Origin of the sequence: Roseibium sp. HPY-6 (genome assembly GCF_040530035.1) — a bacterium.
Taxonomy (GTDB): Bacteria; Pseudomonadota; Alphaproteobacteria; order Rhizobiales; family Stappiaceae; genus Roseibium.
In genome coordinates this window covers 858,687-872,415 of record NZ_JBEWCD010000001.1, presented here as the reverse complement: position 1 = coordinate 872,415, position 13,729 = coordinate 858,687, and the positions used below count along the sequence as shown (strand labels likewise).

Here is a 13,729-nt window from a genome sequence, read left to right as displayed (position 1 = left end):
GGTATCAGTCCTCAAAGCAGCAGAGTGACGATAGTCGGCCAGATCAGCAGAACCGCGAGCGCGACCAATTGTACTCCGATGAACGGAAGAAATCCTCGGAAAATGTCGGTCAGCGATATGTGGGGCGGTGCGACTGATTTCAGATAGAAAGCGGCCGGTCCGAACGGTGGAGAGAGGAAACTGACCTGCATGTTCATGCAGAACAGAACACCGAACCAGATCGCAACATGTTGCGGTGACAAGGTGCCGAGAAAGCCGATTTCATCGATAGGCAAGCGTTTCACGATCGGCAGGAACACAGGGATGATCAGCAGCACGATGCCAACCCAATCCATGAAGGCGCCCATGAAGAGCAGGATGACCATCATCGTGAGGATCACCAGCATCGTCGGCATTTCCGCGCCAATGATGAGCTGGGCGATATAGGTGGGACCACCTGCCAGCGTGTAGGCGCCGGCAAGCGTCGCAGCACCGATGGTCACCCAGATGATTGTTCCGGTGGAGCGCAGGGTGCGCATCATGGAGACCCAGAGCAGATCAACAGATGCTTCGCCCCGGAAGAGGGCGATCAGGAACACCGCGACGGCGCCCATGCCGGCCGCCTCGGTAATGCCCGTGACACCGCCATAGATGGACCCGAGAACGATACCGATGACGGCGAGTGGCGGCACGAGGCCCTTGCCGTGTTCCCAGCCGGAGGCGGTTCGCTGGCGTCCGGCGACCAGGAAGATGAACAGTAGCGCCAGAGCGCCGATACCGATCAGCCAGGGCAGGTCGGAAACCATCCCAAGGGGAGGTGGCTCGAAGGCCTCAACCGAGGGATCGTTCCGTCCCATCACCGTCAGAAACGCGATCCGGGCGATCAGGATCGCCATTACGCCGGAGACGACCACGCTGACAAACCCGCCGAACATCAGCAGCTTTTCACCACCCTCCGGATCGCCTTCGCGTGGCTCGGGAAGGGGAGCCTGAGACGGGTCCAGCTGCGTGCGCACAACAATGTAGATCATGATGAAGCTGGCCAGCATGAAGCCGGGAATGAAGGCACCTGTGAACAGCGCTTTGATCGATGTCTCGGTGATGAGACCGTAAATGATCAGAACGATCGACGGCGGGATCATGGTGCCAAGCGAACCGGAAGCACAGATTGTCCCGATCGCAAGGTTCTGATTATAGCCGAGACGGAGCATTTGCGGCAGCGCGATCAGGCCAAGCAGAACTACTTCGCCACCGATGATACCCGACATGGCCGCCATCAGGACCGCCATGATCGAGGTAACGATTGCAACACCTCCGCGCGCCCGGCTGAGCCAGAAGTCGAGACTGTCATACATCTGCTTGGCAATGCCGGATCGTTCCAGAAGCGCTGCCATGAAGATGAACAGGGGCACGGATATGAGCACGTATTCCGTCATCAGGTCGAAGATTTTCTGCGTCAGCAGATAAAGCGGGCCTGTTCCCGGGTTGCTGGTCAGGAGACCCGTGCCGAAACTGGTCGGGTCGGTCAGCAGCGTGGGCTCGAACTTCATGATCATGACCAGCGCGGCCAAAATGGCCGACGCAAAGCCGAGTGGCATGCCTATGCCGAGCAGAAAAAGAAGTCCGAATACAAGGACAATTGAAATCGTGCCGACGTCCATTACTTTGCACCCACGCTTTTCTTGATTGCTTCGAGCTCTTCCTCATCGATGATGTCGGGCTCGTCCATTTCGGTGGGTTGCTTGTCCCAGTCGGCAATCAGATTGGCGACGGCTTGTATGGCGACGAGCACGGCGACGACGAGGATCATCGGCTGGATCGTCGCAGGGATCGGCGGATCGAACGCGGTCCCGAACATTTCCCAACGGTGAAACTTGATGGCGAAGACCTGTTTGTAACTTCCGTAGACAAGGAAGAACGCGAACAGGCAAATCATGGCCACTGATATGACATCGCAGGCGTGCCGCAATGGTCTCGGCAGGATGTCGTAAAGAATGAATATGCGAATGTGACAGCGCTGTTGCATCGCATAGAGCCCTGACAACAGGAATACGAAGCCGGCGATCCAGAGCGTCAGTTCGTTGGCCCACAAGGTCGGCGCTTCGATCACGTAGCGCAGAAATACCTCGTACAGCATCACCAGGGTCATGATGATGATCAGCAACATGACAACGCGGCCGATGAACAGGGCAAAATAGTCAAACCGGGTATAGTCGGGATATTCCATCTGGGCGTGAACAACGCTGCGCATTCCGACCACGAGGAGGATGGGAAGCAGCAGCAGGGCTGCCCAATCGATGAAGTCCATCGTCCCGCCAAACAGGCCCGGCAGACCGCCCGAAACGTCTTTGCGCTGGTGCAATTCGGTGATCTGCGCGGTCATGCTCTCGCTGGCATGAGGGAAAAAGTCGAGAATATAAGCGGGACCATGCCAGATGATCCAACCCGCGCAAACCGCGAATGCGACCGGTATCGTCCACTCCCGCAGTCCGCCAGACTTTTTCTCCGTCATCTTTTCCCCCATCGAAACATGCCGGTCCGCACGTGCATTACCCTTTTGAATTCCGTTCGCGTCGCAGTTCGCAACGGCTCGTTTCAACCCCTTCAAAACACGCTGCACAGGGCGTCAGGCCGTCCCGTTAATCGCCAGCAGGGCGACCTTAGGCGGGCAGTTCGCCGCCATATGTGTGGCAGCTCAAGAGGTGAGAGGTTGAAAGTGGCGGCAGGAAGCGTCTCCTGCCGCCACAGTTTTTCAGCTAGCCCTGTGGCTTATTGCATTGCGCCCAGGTCACGCAGGAACTGAAGGTGGCTTTCCAGAAGTTCCTTGGATTCCGGTGTCGTTGCGAACTCCTTCCAGGATTCCTGCACGGCCTGGCGGTAAACGGCCAGATCCTCTTCGGACCAGGTGTTCAGTGCGATACCTTTTTCACGCAGTTCCTTCGCCGTCTGGGCGTTCTTCACTTCGTTGATGGTGGAGTTCTTCAGGCCAAGTGCCTGCATGCCCACCTTCAAGATCGCCTTGTGGTGATCCGGCATCGCGTCCCAGACGTCCTTGCGGCAGGCAAGGTGGTCCGCCGGCATGGAGTGGAAACCGGGGTAGTTGGTTTCCGTAGCAATGTCATAGAGGCCAAGGCCGACATTGTTGGTGATGTTGGCAGCGTCTGCGCCGTCAATGATGCCGGTTTCAAGAGCGGTGAAGATCTCGTTGAAGTCCATCACGATCGGCGATGCACCGAGCTTTTCGAAGATCAGCGTGATCACGCCCGGAGGCGAACGGAACTTCCAGTTCTTCAGGTCATCGACGCCTTTGAAGGACTTTGTCGAGGACAGGGACTCAGGGCCCGGGATCCACCAGCCGATGAATTCCATGTTGTTGGCGTTGTAAAGCTCGTTCAGCTTGTCATAACCACCACCATGCAGCAGCCACGCATATTGCTGATAAGGGTTCTGATAGCCACCGGTCAGATCGCCTGCGAACTGGAACGCCGGGTTCTTGCCGGTCTGGTAAGCGCCACCGGTCATGTCGCAGTCGAGAATTCCCGTTGCTGCGGCATCGAAGGTTTCGGCGGACTTCACGACGGAAGACGCGAAGAACATCTCGATTTCGATTTCACCGTTTGACATGGCGGTGACGTCGTCGATGAATTCCTGCGCCATCTGGCCCGAAAGCGTTTCCGTGGAGAAGTGCGTCTGGATGCGCAGCTTCGTGCTGTCTTGGGCGCTCGCTTCCATCGCACTGCCCATTGTCATCGCAAGACCGGCTGTTGCCACGCCTGCGAGCATAGTCCTCGTAAGTTTTTTGAGCATACCTTATTCCTCCCAAGTTGCTCCAAAAAGGCCTGCGGCTTTAACGTGCCAAAGGCCCTGTTTGCTGGTTTTCCAGCCGTTACCTCCGCCTGGCATCAAAGCCATGACGGAGCTGCTTGCCCCCTTCGCCGTCGCTCCCGGGACGGCTCCGACAATCGTTGCGCGGTAAGGTGAGTGCACCGACCCGCATTATGCCGCTCCCCGCTGTCCCGCGGACAGCAGATCCTCTGTTTCGAGTTTTGTCCAATCGAAAGTGACACCTATGCCTGGTTCGTCCGGCGCGACGGCCAGCATGTTTTCAACGACCAATGGCCGACTTGTGTATTCTTCGATCGGGAATGAATGAACTTCGAGCCAGCCTTCACCGCCAATTCCGGCGAGCAGGCTCACGTGCAATTCCTGCATGCCGTGACTGCAAACCGGAACACCATGACGTCCGGCCAGTGCGGCGGCTTGCAGAAAACCGGTTATGCCTCCGCAATTGGACGCATCCGGCTGAATGAATCTGAGCTTCGACTGGTCGAGTGCGTAGCCGAACTCGTGAATGGTATGAAGGTTCTCGCCCATCGCAAGCGGTGTTCCCGTCGCTTCTGCGATGGCCGCATATCCCTTGTAGTCATCGGGAATGGTCGGCTCTTCGAACCACAGGATGTCAAAGGGTTTGAACGCATTTGCCGCCGCAATCGCCTGATCCACGCTCATTGCATAATTGGCGTCGACCATCAGCGCGACATGCGGACCGACAAGGTTCCGGACGGCGGCGACACGCGCGACATCCTCTTCCAGAGTTGGCTGACCGACCTTGATCTTCACGCCATTGAAGCCGCGATCGAGGTGGCCCTGGACACTGTCGAGCAGCTTCGGCAACGGAAAGCCGAGATCGATGCCGCCACAATAGGCCTTGCAGGTTCTGCCTTTGCCGCCGGCCATCTTCCAGAGAGGCAGGCCTTCTTTCTGCCCACGCAAATCCCACAGCGCAATATCGATTGCCGAGATCGCAAAAGAAGCAATGCCTCCGCGCGCCACATAGTGGACGTGCCACTGCATCCCCTCGTAAAGCGCCTCGACGTTTTCGGGGCTTTTTCCAAGCAGAAAAGGCGAGAGGTCGTTTTCGATCATCGCCGCAATCGCAAAACCTCCCTTGCCGCCGGTGTAGGTATAACCGGTTGCTTTCCGCCCGTCTTCGAGCGCGAGCGTCGCGGTTACCAGTTCGAAGTGGGTGTGATCGCCGTGCTTTGCATCGACCAGTATCTCGGCAAGCGGAATATGAAACAGCCTGACGGATACGCTGACGATGGTTGTCAAGGTATCCCTCCCAAGATGCCAAGAACACTATATATTCTTTTGGTTCGACCAAGTCAGATCGGAGCAGAGCGCGATTTGAAAGGTGAGTCAAGAGTGTTTCCCATCAATCCATTTAAATCGATTTAAAAAAAGATATAACCATATGTTTTTTATGTATTTTTTTTGTAGTGATCAAATGATGTGCGGAAAGGCTTGCTTTCGCACAATATGGGGGCATAGCATTGTGGTCAAAGTAAACGAGAGTTTGGTACAACCAATTGGCTGATGCCTTGATGCCGGACAAACAGGGAGAGAAACGGGCTGCGGACACGATTGTGACCGCCCTTGAAGCGCGCATTGCGTCAGGCGAATTGGCCAACAACAAGCCATTGCCTCCAGAGCGAGATCTCATGGAAGAATTCGGTACGTCGAGGACGGTTGTGCGCGAAGCAATTTCGGCACTTGCCAATCGCGGACTCATCGAATTGCGTCCCAGATTCAGGCCAGTGGTGCGGAGACCCGACTATGGCACGCTGCTCAATGCCACCGGAACGATCGTACGCTATCTCCTGAACGAGCCGGGCGGCATTCAAAACCTCTATCAGAGCAGGGTGTTTATCGAGCGCGGTCTGGTCAGGGATGCCGCGCTCAACGCGACCAAGGAGAACATCTCGGATCTCAAGGCAGCACTTCTTGCCAACGAAAAGGCGCTCGACAATTCGGAAGAGTTTTTCCGAACGGATATCGCTTTCCATGGCGTTCTTTATCGCATCGGCAACAATCCGATATTTCCGGCCATGCATGAGGGCTTTACGGCCTGGCTGTCACCGAACTGGGCCCGCATGACGCGGTCCGGCGACCATAACAGGTCCGTCTATCTCGATCACAAGGCCATTTATGATGCCATCCTGGAGAGAGATCCTGCGCGCGCTGAAGATGCACTCATCGCGCATTTGAGCGCTGCCTGGAGTTACGTTGAGGAGACGTTCTAAAACGGGTCATGCCAGCTGATCTCCAGAAGTGTTGCAAGGACGCGCTCGGAGACCGGCATGATGGATCGACATGGGCAGCGGGTGTCTTCCGGACCCGCCCGGCGCCGGTAATCCCCAACGGGTACCGCCGCTTGAAATCCCGCATATCGATGCCGGCAGAAGTGAGTTCCGCCGGCTGTTTACGTTGTGCAACCGGAGGAATTTGGATGCAGAAAACTGGTGTGATCGGATTGGGTGACATGGGCTCCGGGCTCGCGAAGAACCTGATCGCAAACGGGTTTGAAACCAAGGGTTTCGACCTTTCTTCTGACAGAATGAATGCATTTGCCGCGATGGGCGGGAAGGCCGCAGAAAGTGCCGGTGCCGTCGGCGAAGGATCCGATGCGGTCTTCGTCATGGTGATGAACGGGGATCAGGTCAAAGACGTGGTCTTCGGGGAGGGCGGCTTGAGAGAGACCATGGCGCCCGGCAGTGCGATCATACTTTCGGCAACCATCAAGCCCCGCGAAGGGCGTGAAGTCGGGGCACTGCTGGACGGCAGCGGGATCCACCTGATCGACACGCCCGTCTCGGGCGGGTTTCCAGGCGCTCAAGGTGGCACGCTCACGATGATGGCAGCCGCGCCGGATGCTGTTCTGGATACGTTCAAGCCCGTAATGGAGGCCGTCTCAGCAAACATACACCGCGTGGGAACCAGCGCGGGTGACGGTCAGACGGTCAAGGCATGCCTGCAGTCGCTGATCGGCGCGCAGTTCTCCGCAACCTTTGAAGCGGCAGCGCTTGCGGCAAAGGGCGGCGTGCCCGGGCAGGTGATCCTGGACGTGTTTTCGACTTCTTCGGCGGGATGCGGGGTGGTCAACAACGCATTGCAGAAAATCATCGACCGCCAGTTCGAGGGAACCGGGAGTCATATCAATACCATGCACAAGGATCTTACAATTTCGATGAACCTTGGCGAGGAACTCGGCGTACCGCTTCACACGGCCGCTGCCGCCATGCAGATCTTCCACGCGGGAAAAACGAAATACCCAAATGGCGACAACTGGATCTGCACGCGCGTGATTGAGGAGATCATCGGAGCTGAACTCCATCGCGAGGAGGCCAAAAAAGCATGAAACTCGGTGTCATTTGCGACGGCATCAGCCGTGACCTCGCTCACGCGCTAACCGTGATGGACGAGTTTGGCCTGGACTATGCCGAGCTGCAGTTTGTCGGAGAGAAAGAAGTCGGCGATCATTCAGCCCAGGAAACTGCCGCGATCAAGGCTCTGTTGGAGAAGCACGGCAAACCGGTCAGCTGTCTGTCCCGGCACGTCTTTGCCGGCATGACGACGGCGAACAAGCCGGGAGATGCGCTCCATACGACACATATGGACGCCTTGAAGCGTGTCATGGATATGGCGCATGAGCTTGCTTCGCCGCTGGTCCGGATCATGACCAACAAGAAGGAACAGATCCTTTGGGGCAAGGGCGGTGCTGAAAAGTGGAATGTTGCGAAGGGGGCGTGGGAGGCGACGCTTCCCCTGATCGCACCGGCAGTTGAGCTTGCGCGATCTGAGGGACTGACGCTTGTCGTGGAAACCGGGAACGGCACGATGGTCAACTCCAACTACACCGCGCGCAAGCTGATCGACGATCTTGATGCAAGGGATACCCTCAAAGTGCTTTGGGATCCGGCGAACAATTGCTGGTGTCACGAGCGGGCTTATCCGGACGGCTATGAGGAGCTGAAAGGCGGTTACCTCGGCCATGTTCACATCAAGGACGTTCTCGTCGATACGCCCCGCGCCACGCTTGAGGTGAAACGCATGGGCGAGGGCCAGCTCGCGGATCTGTTTGAACCGATGGCCGCAGCGCTGAGAGCCGATGCCTATGACGGCGTGATCTCGTTGGAGAGTGTCTACCATCCGGGCAACGGCGATTTCGAGGTCGGTTTCCGCCTGTGTGTTGATCGGTTCAAGGACCATTTCGGGTAAGATGACGCGCTTACGGACATCCGCCCGGCGCTGAATTCAGCGCCGGGCTTTCCAACTGGCACGCCGCCTATGCGTTTTCCAGTTCCGCGATCAGCTCGTCCGTCGTGACCTGGCGGCAATAGCCTTTGATGGTTTTCAGGGAGTTATCGTGTCTTTCCTGTGTGTAGGTCAGGCAGGCATCTGTTACCTGTGTGACCAGATAACCGAGATCGCAGGCATCGCGGATGGCGCTCTCAACACACTGATCTGTGACGATGCCGCTGATCACGAGTTGCCGGATGCCAAGATTGCCGAGCACGTAGTGGATATGCGTGGAGACGAAGACGGAGGAGGAGGACTTGGGAAAGAGGATCTCATCGTCTCCCGGTTCCAGCTCGTCGATGACCTTCCCGTCCCAGGAACCCTTGGGGACATTGAAACCCGTGATCTTGTAGTCGAGACTGCGGTCGCGTCCGTCTTTCGTGAGGCTTTCGATCGTTGTGTACATCACTTCGACATTGCTTTCGCGGCATGCCTTCTGAAGCCGTTGCATATTTGGAACCACGCGGGTCTTCATTTCCGAGAAGAACCAGCCGTATTTCCGGTCGAACTCCTCGTCGGACAGTCCGTCGAATTCCGCCCCCCTGCGATGCGCGGCAAAGTTCTGGACGTCTATGAAAAGCAGGCCGGACTGATCCGGCAAAAGCGGGACTTCGCGTGTAAGCATCATTTCCTTTTCTCCAGCACATCCTTGAAGGCAGCGGTCAGGTGATCCGCCCAGATGTTCTGGCCTACTTTGGTGTCGATGAGGTCGTTGCGGATTTCAATCAGGCAATGCGCAAGACCTCGTGGTTCGGCATGGCGCGGGATGAACCAGTCGCTGTCTTCCTCGATCATGTAGGGGACATTCTTGCCGACCAGCATCCGGTTGTCGCGTCTTTGCATGGTTGCAGCGATGATATCCGCGGTATCCGGATCCGTCCTCGATAGAAGACCCAGATGCCAGGGGCGGTGCTTGCCAAGATAGACCGGCGTGAAGGAATGGATGGCGAAAGCCGCCCGTTTCGGCCGTTCATCCAGTATCGCGGTCAACGCGGCATCATAGGGGTCGAAGATTGTCCGCTTGCGGATCATGCGTTCCTCGGGCGAAAGGTTCCTGTTGCCCGGGATCGTAACGTCTTCGCTCACTTCGGGTGTCGCGTCCGATGCCTCGAACGGTCGGTTGCAGTCATAGACAAGCCGCGAGTAGCGCTGCTTGATCAGGTCTGCACCGAGATTTGCCGCAATCCGCTCGGAAACGGCGAGCGCGCCGATATCCCAGGCAATGTGCCTGTCCAGATGTTCCGGCATCAGTCCAAGGCTGCCGAGCCTTTTCGGTATCGCGCGTCCGGCATGTTCACATACAAGCACCACGTCCGCACCTTCGCGTCCCCTGATGCAGTCGACAGGTTCGGGATCCGTCTCGGCAAGGAAGGTTTTGCCCATATTTTCCGCGGAATATGCCGCTTCCTTGAGCATGAAGAGCTCCAGAAGGATTTGATAATCTTTTTTCATTTCGTCACAAATAGCAAAGCTTGACAAGATTTTTTTATCAGCTCACTCTGCGTGACATGGTGGCTCACAGCACAATCCGTGATCTGATTACCGGGACTTCAGAGGCGTTGACCGGAGCGGAGCGCAAGCTCTCGACAACGCTTCTGTCGGATTACCCTTTCGCCGGGCTTGAACCCATTCAGGTTCTTGCCGAACGCACGGGCATTTCGTCTCCGTCGATTTCGCGGTTTGTCTCGAAACTGGGGTTTCAGGGGTATCAGGACTTTCAACGCAGACTGATCCAGGAGCTGAAAGCGAGCCAGCGTTCGCCGATCGAACTGATGGTGGTGGAGCGCGAGGTCGATGGATCTTTTCTGGGTGATTTTACCAGGCGCGCCAATGCGCTCATAGATGAAATGGCGCAGAGCATTACCGACGCTCAGTTCGAACGTGTCTGCGATCTGCTCAGCGATCCGGGTCGGCGGATTTTCGTGATGGGCGGACGTGTGAGTGATCTGGTGGCGCAGCATCTAAGCCGCCATTTGAAGCGGTTGCGCGACGATGTTTTTCATATCGATCCCGACCCCGAAACCTGGCCCGACAGCCTATTGAAAATGCGCGGCAAGGACGTGCTCTTCGTCGTTGATTTCCGGCGATACCAGCGAACGGTGACCGACCTTGCGAAGCTCGCGGCCACCGAGAGGAAGGCGAATGTGGTCGTGCTGACGGACAAGTGGCTGTCGCCCGCCGTGACCCACGCGCGTGAAACGCTTGCCGTCCCGGTAGAAAGCGGCACCGTGTGGGACAGCTACGCCGCAGGTTTCACGCTAATGGAGGCAATCATGACGCGGGTTGCCGAGACGGACTGGACCAAACACAGCAAGCGTGTGTCGGCGTGGGACGCCCTGACGGAGGGGAGGCAGGAGCTCGGACATGATACGTAAGCCGATGATATTCGCAGCGACGTCAGATCTTTCCGGGAAAACCCGTGGCAAGGCCTTTCCGGCGGACCAGTTGAACAAGCGGTGCGAACGCGGCATGGGCTGGGTTCCGACGAATGTGCAAATTACCTGTTTTGACACCATCGCCGACAGCCCCTTCGGATCTTTCGGCGATCTTGCTCTCGTTCCCGATCAGTCAGCCGATATCAGCGTCGATTTTGAAGATGGCACGCCGCCTGAGCGTTTCATGCTGTCGGATATCCGGACGCTGGACGACCGGCCCTGGGGGTTTTGCACGCGCTCTATCCTGCGTGCCGCTCTGTCCCGGCTGAAGGAGCTGACCGGTGCGCGACTGCTGGCTGCTTTCGAGCACGAATTCCAATTTGCCGCTGGTTCGACCCTCATGCATCAGGGGTTCGGATTGCAAGGACATGCAGAACATTCCGGTTTTGCAGAAACGCTTTTGGCCGCTCTGGAGCAGGCCGGCCTGACACCGGACAGTTTCATCTGTGAATATGGACCGGATCAGTTCGAGGTGACTATCGCACCGGAAGAGGGAGTGAAAGCAGCCGATGCGGCGGTGATCACGCGCGAGCTGGCACGCATGACCGCGCGCAGGTTCGAGCAAGCAGCGACGTTCACGCCAATTCGTGATGTGTCGAGCGTCGGCAATGGTGTCCACATCCACATGAGTTTCATGGGCGATAACGGGCCACTGACATACGACGCGGCGGGGGCGTATGGGCTTTCAACGCTGACGGCATCGTTTGCCGCCGGCGTTCTGAAATATCTCGATAGCATTCTTGCGCTTACGGCGCCGTCCGTCATTTCCTATGAGCGTTTGACACCGCACCGCTGGAGCGCGGCCTACAACAATCTCGGCCTTCAGGACCGCGAAGCAAGCCTGCGCATCTGTCCGGTGACAGCAACGGACTCGGACGCGATTGCGCGTCAGTTCAACATTGAATACCGGGCCGGGGACGCTGCCGCGTCGCCGCATCTGGCACTTGCGGCAATCGTTCACGCGGGTTGCCAGGGCATCGAGGAAAAACTCGCGGCACCGCAAGTCACCGAAGAGGATCTGTCCCTTCTGAGCGCAGAAGAACTCAGTCAGAAAGGCTTCGTGCGGTTGCCGGAAACCCTTGAAGCCGCTCTTGAGCGGTTTGCGGCAAACGAAGTTGTCACCGGCTGGTTCGATCCAGACTTTGCCTCCGTTTATCTGGCCCACAAGAAGGCCGAAGCGGCCTTTCTCGAAGGCATGGAAACAGCGCAGAAATGTGCAGCCTACGAGGATGTCTATTGATGCTCGTGCTCAATGACATTTCGAAACAGTTTGGCGGTGTCAGAGCCGTCAGCGATGTGAGATTCGAAGTGGCGGCGGGTGAGGTGCGCGGACTGATCGGGCCGAATGGGGCGGGCAAGACGACCTTGATCAATCTGATTTCCGGTCTCTTGACGCCATCAAGCGGCACCATGTCCCTTGATGGTGACATTCTGGATGGAAAGGGAGCGGCAGCCAGAACCCGCAAGGGAATTGCGCGCACGTTCCAGAACCTTCGCATCTTTGAGAACCTGTCGGTTGGACAGAACATTGAGGTCGCGCAAATCACCGCTCGATCCGAAGGCCATGAGGACCTCACGGCGATTGATGAGGCTGTGGCGCGGTTTGACCTAAAAGGCAAGCTGCGCATGCCGGCGAACGCGCTTTCTTACGGTCATCTCAGGCGCCTGGAGATCGTGCGTGCGCTTGCGCTTAACCCAAAGGTGCTCATGCTCGACGAACCGGCCGCCGGTATGAACGAGCAGGAAACGGAAGAGCTGGCCGCAGCGCTTGACTGGGTCAAGACCCGCTTCGGCTGCGCCACACTGGTCATCGATCACGATCTCAAATTCATCATGACGCTCTGCGACAGGATCACGGTCCTGAACATGGGAGCCGTGATCGCTGAAGGTACGCCCCGAGAGATAACAACAAATCAGGACGTCATAGATGCCTATCTGGGCGAGGACCATTCCAATGCCGCCTGACGCGGCGCAAAACAGGAGAGGTATAGTGAAGAAAATCGGACTTACACTCGCCGGGCTTGCAGTTGCTGCCGCACCGGCATTCGCCGCGGATACGGTCAAGATCGGTCTCGCGGTTCCAATGACCGGTGATTATGCGCCCTACTCGGAGTTCCAGGGTGCCAAATGCATGGCGGAAAAAATCAACGCGGACGGCGGCATCAACGGCATGCCGATCGAACTGTTCATCCAGGACACGGGCTCCGATACACAAACGGCCGTCTCGCTTGCCCAGAAGTTCCTGGACGATGGCGTCGTCATGCTCGGCACGATCCCGTTTTCCGACACGATGATTCCGGTCGCGCAGGTTGCCGCAGGTTATGGCGTCTCGATCTTCCAGCCGCAGTCGACGCAGGTGGAAATGCATGCCGGCATCGTCGACAACTTCTTTACCGGCGTTTCGCCTGACCCGTTCACCGCGACTGCGGCGGCCAACCATGCTCTCAAGCAGGGTGTGAAAAACGTTGTCCTGTTCACGTCGGATGAGGGCGGGTCCTGGTCGGCGCGCACACCGCTCTGGTTCGGAGACGTGATCGAGGCGAATGGCGGCAAGGTTCAGGCCAAGCTCAACTTCAGCTTCGGGACGTCCGACTGGTCGCCCCAGATTGCCGAGATCAAGGCGCTGGATACACCGCCCGACGCGGTCTACATCTCGTCGATCATGCCCGATGTCGGCGTTCTCGTGCGCCAGATGCGCAGCGCAGGGATCGATGCCTGGGTTATCGGCTCCGATGGTTTCGACGATCCTTCGCTCGATGCCATAGGGTCCGACGACCCGAGCCTCCTGGACAAGGTCTTCTTCGCAACGCTCGCGCCCAGCCACGAGGATAGCGCGGTCGTGAAATTCATGAAGGAATGCGAGGACATGGGCTTTGAAGTTGGCGGTCTCTTCCCGGCAACGGGAGCGGACACGATCATGGCGGTGAAATTCGGTGTTGAAACCGCCGGTAGCCTTGATCCGGCGGCGGTCTCGGAGGCAATCCGGTCCGCCGACAGTGTCCCGGTTCTGACGGTGGATTCCATTTCGTTCAAGGATACCAAGACTTACGCCCAACGGACAATTCCGGTCATCGGATACAAGGACGGCAAGCGCGTTCTGATTACGAACGACATACCGGCCAATGTCCCGACGGACTGGAACTGACAACACCGGCGCGGCCTTTGCCTGTCGAAGG

General features: G+C 57.6%; 13 protein-coding genes. 7 read left to right on the top strand and 6 right to left on the bottom strand.

Annotated features, from left to right (window positions below):
* Window positions 1-11 precede the first annotated feature (11 nt).
* From ABVF61_RS04160 to ABVF61_RS04145, 4 genes are all read right to left on the bottom strand, one after another.
* The gene (locus ABVF61_RS04160) at window positions 12-1,640 is read right to left on the bottom strand and encodes a TRAP transporter large permease (protein ID WP_353992269.1); all 1,629 of its coding nucleotides are present in this window, start codon (window positions 1,638-1,640) and stop codon (window positions 12-14) included.
* Window positions 1,640-2,491, bottom strand: a complete 852-nt coding sequence (locus tag ABVF61_RS04155; RefSeq protein ID WP_353992268.1) for a TRAP transporter small permease subunit — start codon at window positions 2,489-2,491, stop codon at window positions 1,640-1,642. The genes ABVF61_RS04160 and ABVF61_RS04155 overlap by 1 nt, the downstream gene beginning before the upstream one ends.
* A 257-nt stretch (window positions 2,492-2,748) precedes the next feature.
* On the bottom strand, window positions 2,749-3,786 hold the full coding sequence (locus ABVF61_RS04150) for a TRAP transporter substrate-binding protein (RefSeq protein WP_353992267.1): 1,038 nt from the start codon (window positions 3,784-3,786) through the stop codon (window positions 2,749-2,751).
* Between the two features lie 189 nt (window positions 3,787-3,975).
* Window positions 3,976-5,091, bottom strand: a complete 1,116-nt coding sequence (locus tag ABVF61_RS04145) for a mandelate racemase/muconate lactonizing enzyme family protein (protein WP_353992266.1) — start codon at window positions 5,089-5,091, stop codon at window positions 3,976-3,978.
* A 272-nt stretch (window positions 5,092-5,363) separates the two neighbouring features.
* Between ABVF61_RS04145 and ABVF61_RS04140 the strand changes: the two genes are divergently transcribed.
* The 3 genes from ABVF61_RS04140 (at window position 5,364) to ABVF61_RS04130 (ending at window position 8,037) form a co-directional block, all read left to right on the top strand.
* Entirely contained in the window at window positions 5,364-6,062 is a 699-nt protein-coding gene (locus ABVF61_RS04140; RefSeq protein WP_353992265.1) for an FCD domain-containing protein, read from the top strand.
* Window positions 6,063-6,268: 206 nt separating this feature from the next.
* Window positions 6,269-7,177 carry an NAD(P)-dependent oxidoreductase gene (locus tag ABVF61_RS04135; protein ID WP_353992264.1) on the top strand — a complete coding sequence of 303 codons (909 nt, stop codon included), beginning with the start codon at window positions 6,269-6,271 and terminating at the stop codon, window positions 7,175-7,177.
* Window positions 7,174-8,037 carry a sugar phosphate isomerase/epimerase family protein gene (locus ABVF61_RS04130; RefSeq protein ID WP_353992263.1) on the top strand — a complete coding sequence of 288 codons (864 nt, stop codon included), beginning with the start codon at window positions 7,174-7,176 and terminating at the stop codon, window positions 8,035-8,037. Before ABVF61_RS04135 ends, ABVF61_RS04130 begins: the two co-directional genes overlap by 4 nt.
* 67 nt (window positions 8,038-8,104) lie before the next feature.
* On the opposite strand, the gene ABVF61_RS04125 is transcribed toward ABVF61_RS04130, so the two are convergent.
* Window positions 8,105-8,746, bottom strand: coding sequence for a cysteine hydrolase family protein (locus ABVF61_RS04125; RefSeq protein ID WP_353992262.1), 642 nt, complete (start codon window positions 8,744-8,746; stop codon window positions 8,105-8,107).
* The gene (locus ABVF61_RS04120) at window positions 8,743-9,570 is read right to left on the bottom strand and encodes an N-formylglutamate amidohydrolase (protein ID WP_353992261.1); all 828 of its coding nucleotides are present in this window, start codon (window positions 9,568-9,570) and stop codon (window positions 8,743-8,745) included. Before ABVF61_RS04120 ends, ABVF61_RS04125 begins: the two co-directional genes overlap by 4 nt.
* A 20-nt stretch (window positions 9,571-9,590) precedes the next feature.
* Here ABVF61_RS04120 and ABVF61_RS04115 point away from each other — a divergent pair, with 20 nt between their 5' ends.
* From ABVF61_RS04115 to ABVF61_RS04100, 4 genes are read left to right on the top strand one after another with little or no spacing between them, the layout of a single operon-like run.
* The gene (locus ABVF61_RS04115) at window positions 9,591-10,493 is read left to right on the top strand and encodes a MurR/RpiR family transcriptional regulator (RefSeq protein ID WP_353992260.1); all 903 of its coding nucleotides are present in this window, start codon (window positions 9,591-9,593) and stop codon (window positions 10,491-10,493) included.
* Window positions 10,483-11,793 carry a type I glutamate--ammonia ligase gene (locus ABVF61_RS04110; RefSeq protein WP_353992259.1) on the top strand — a complete coding sequence of 437 codons (1,311 nt, stop codon included), beginning with the start codon at window positions 10,483-10,485 and terminating at the stop codon, window positions 11,791-11,793. Before ABVF61_RS04115 ends, ABVF61_RS04110 begins: the two co-directional genes overlap by 11 nt.
* On the top strand, window positions 11,793-12,518 hold the full coding sequence (locus tag ABVF61_RS04105) for an ABC transporter ATP-binding protein (protein WP_353992258.1): 726 nt from the start codon (window positions 11,793-11,795) through the stop codon (window positions 12,516-12,518). The genes ABVF61_RS04110 and ABVF61_RS04105 overlap by 1 nt, the downstream gene beginning before the upstream one ends.
* A gap of 25 nt (window positions 12,519-12,543) precedes the next feature.
* Entirely contained in the window at window positions 12,544-13,698 is a 1,155-nt protein-coding gene (locus tag ABVF61_RS04100) for an ABC transporter substrate-binding protein (RefSeq protein WP_353992257.1), read from the top strand.
* The last annotated feature ends 31 nt before the right edge of the window (window positions 13,699-13,729 follow it).

What these genes read in the sequence shown, in the direction of transcription:
- ABVF61_RS04160 (WP_353992269.1), bottom strand. Translation starts at nt 1,640, where the DNA reads ATGGACGTCGGCACGATTTCAATTGTCCTTGTATTCGGACTTCTTTTT.
- ABVF61_RS04155 (WP_353992268.1), bottom strand. Translation starts at nt 2,491, where the DNA reads ATGACGGAGAAAAAGTCTGGCGGACTGCGGGAGTGGACGATACCGGTC.
- ABVF61_RS04150 (WP_353992267.1), bottom strand. Translation starts at nt 3,786, where the DNA reads ATGCTCAAAAAACTTACGAGGACTATGCTCGCAGGCGTGGCAACAGCC.
- ABVF61_RS04140 (WP_353992265.1), top strand. Translation starts at nt 5,364, where the DNA reads ATGCCGGACAAACAGGGAGAGAAACGGGCTGCGGACACGATTGTGACC.
- ABVF61_RS04135 (WP_353992264.1), top strand. Translation starts at nt 6,269, where the DNA reads ATGCAGAAAACTGGTGTGATCGGATTGGGTGACATGGGCTCCGGGCTC.
- ABVF61_RS04130 (WP_353992263.1), top strand. Translation starts at nt 7,174, where the DNA reads ATGAAACTCGGTGTCATTTGCGACGGCATCAGCCGTGACCTCGCTCAC.
- ABVF61_RS04125 (WP_353992262.1), bottom strand. Translation starts at nt 8,746, where the DNA reads ATGATGCTTACACGCGAAGTCCCGCTTTTGCCGGATCAGTCCGGCCTG.
- ABVF61_RS04120 (WP_353992261.1), bottom strand. Translation starts at nt 9,570, where the DNA reads ATGAAAAAAGATTATCAAATCCTTCTGGAGCTCTTCATGCTCAAGGAA.
- ABVF61_RS04110 (WP_353992259.1), top strand. Translation starts at nt 10,483, where the DNA reads ATGATACGTAAGCCGATGATATTCGCAGCGACGTCAGATCTTTCCGGG.
- ABVF61_RS04105 (WP_353992258.1), top strand. Translation starts at nt 11,793, where the DNA reads ATGCTCGTGCTCAATGACATTTCGAAACAGTTTGGCGGTGTCAGAGCC.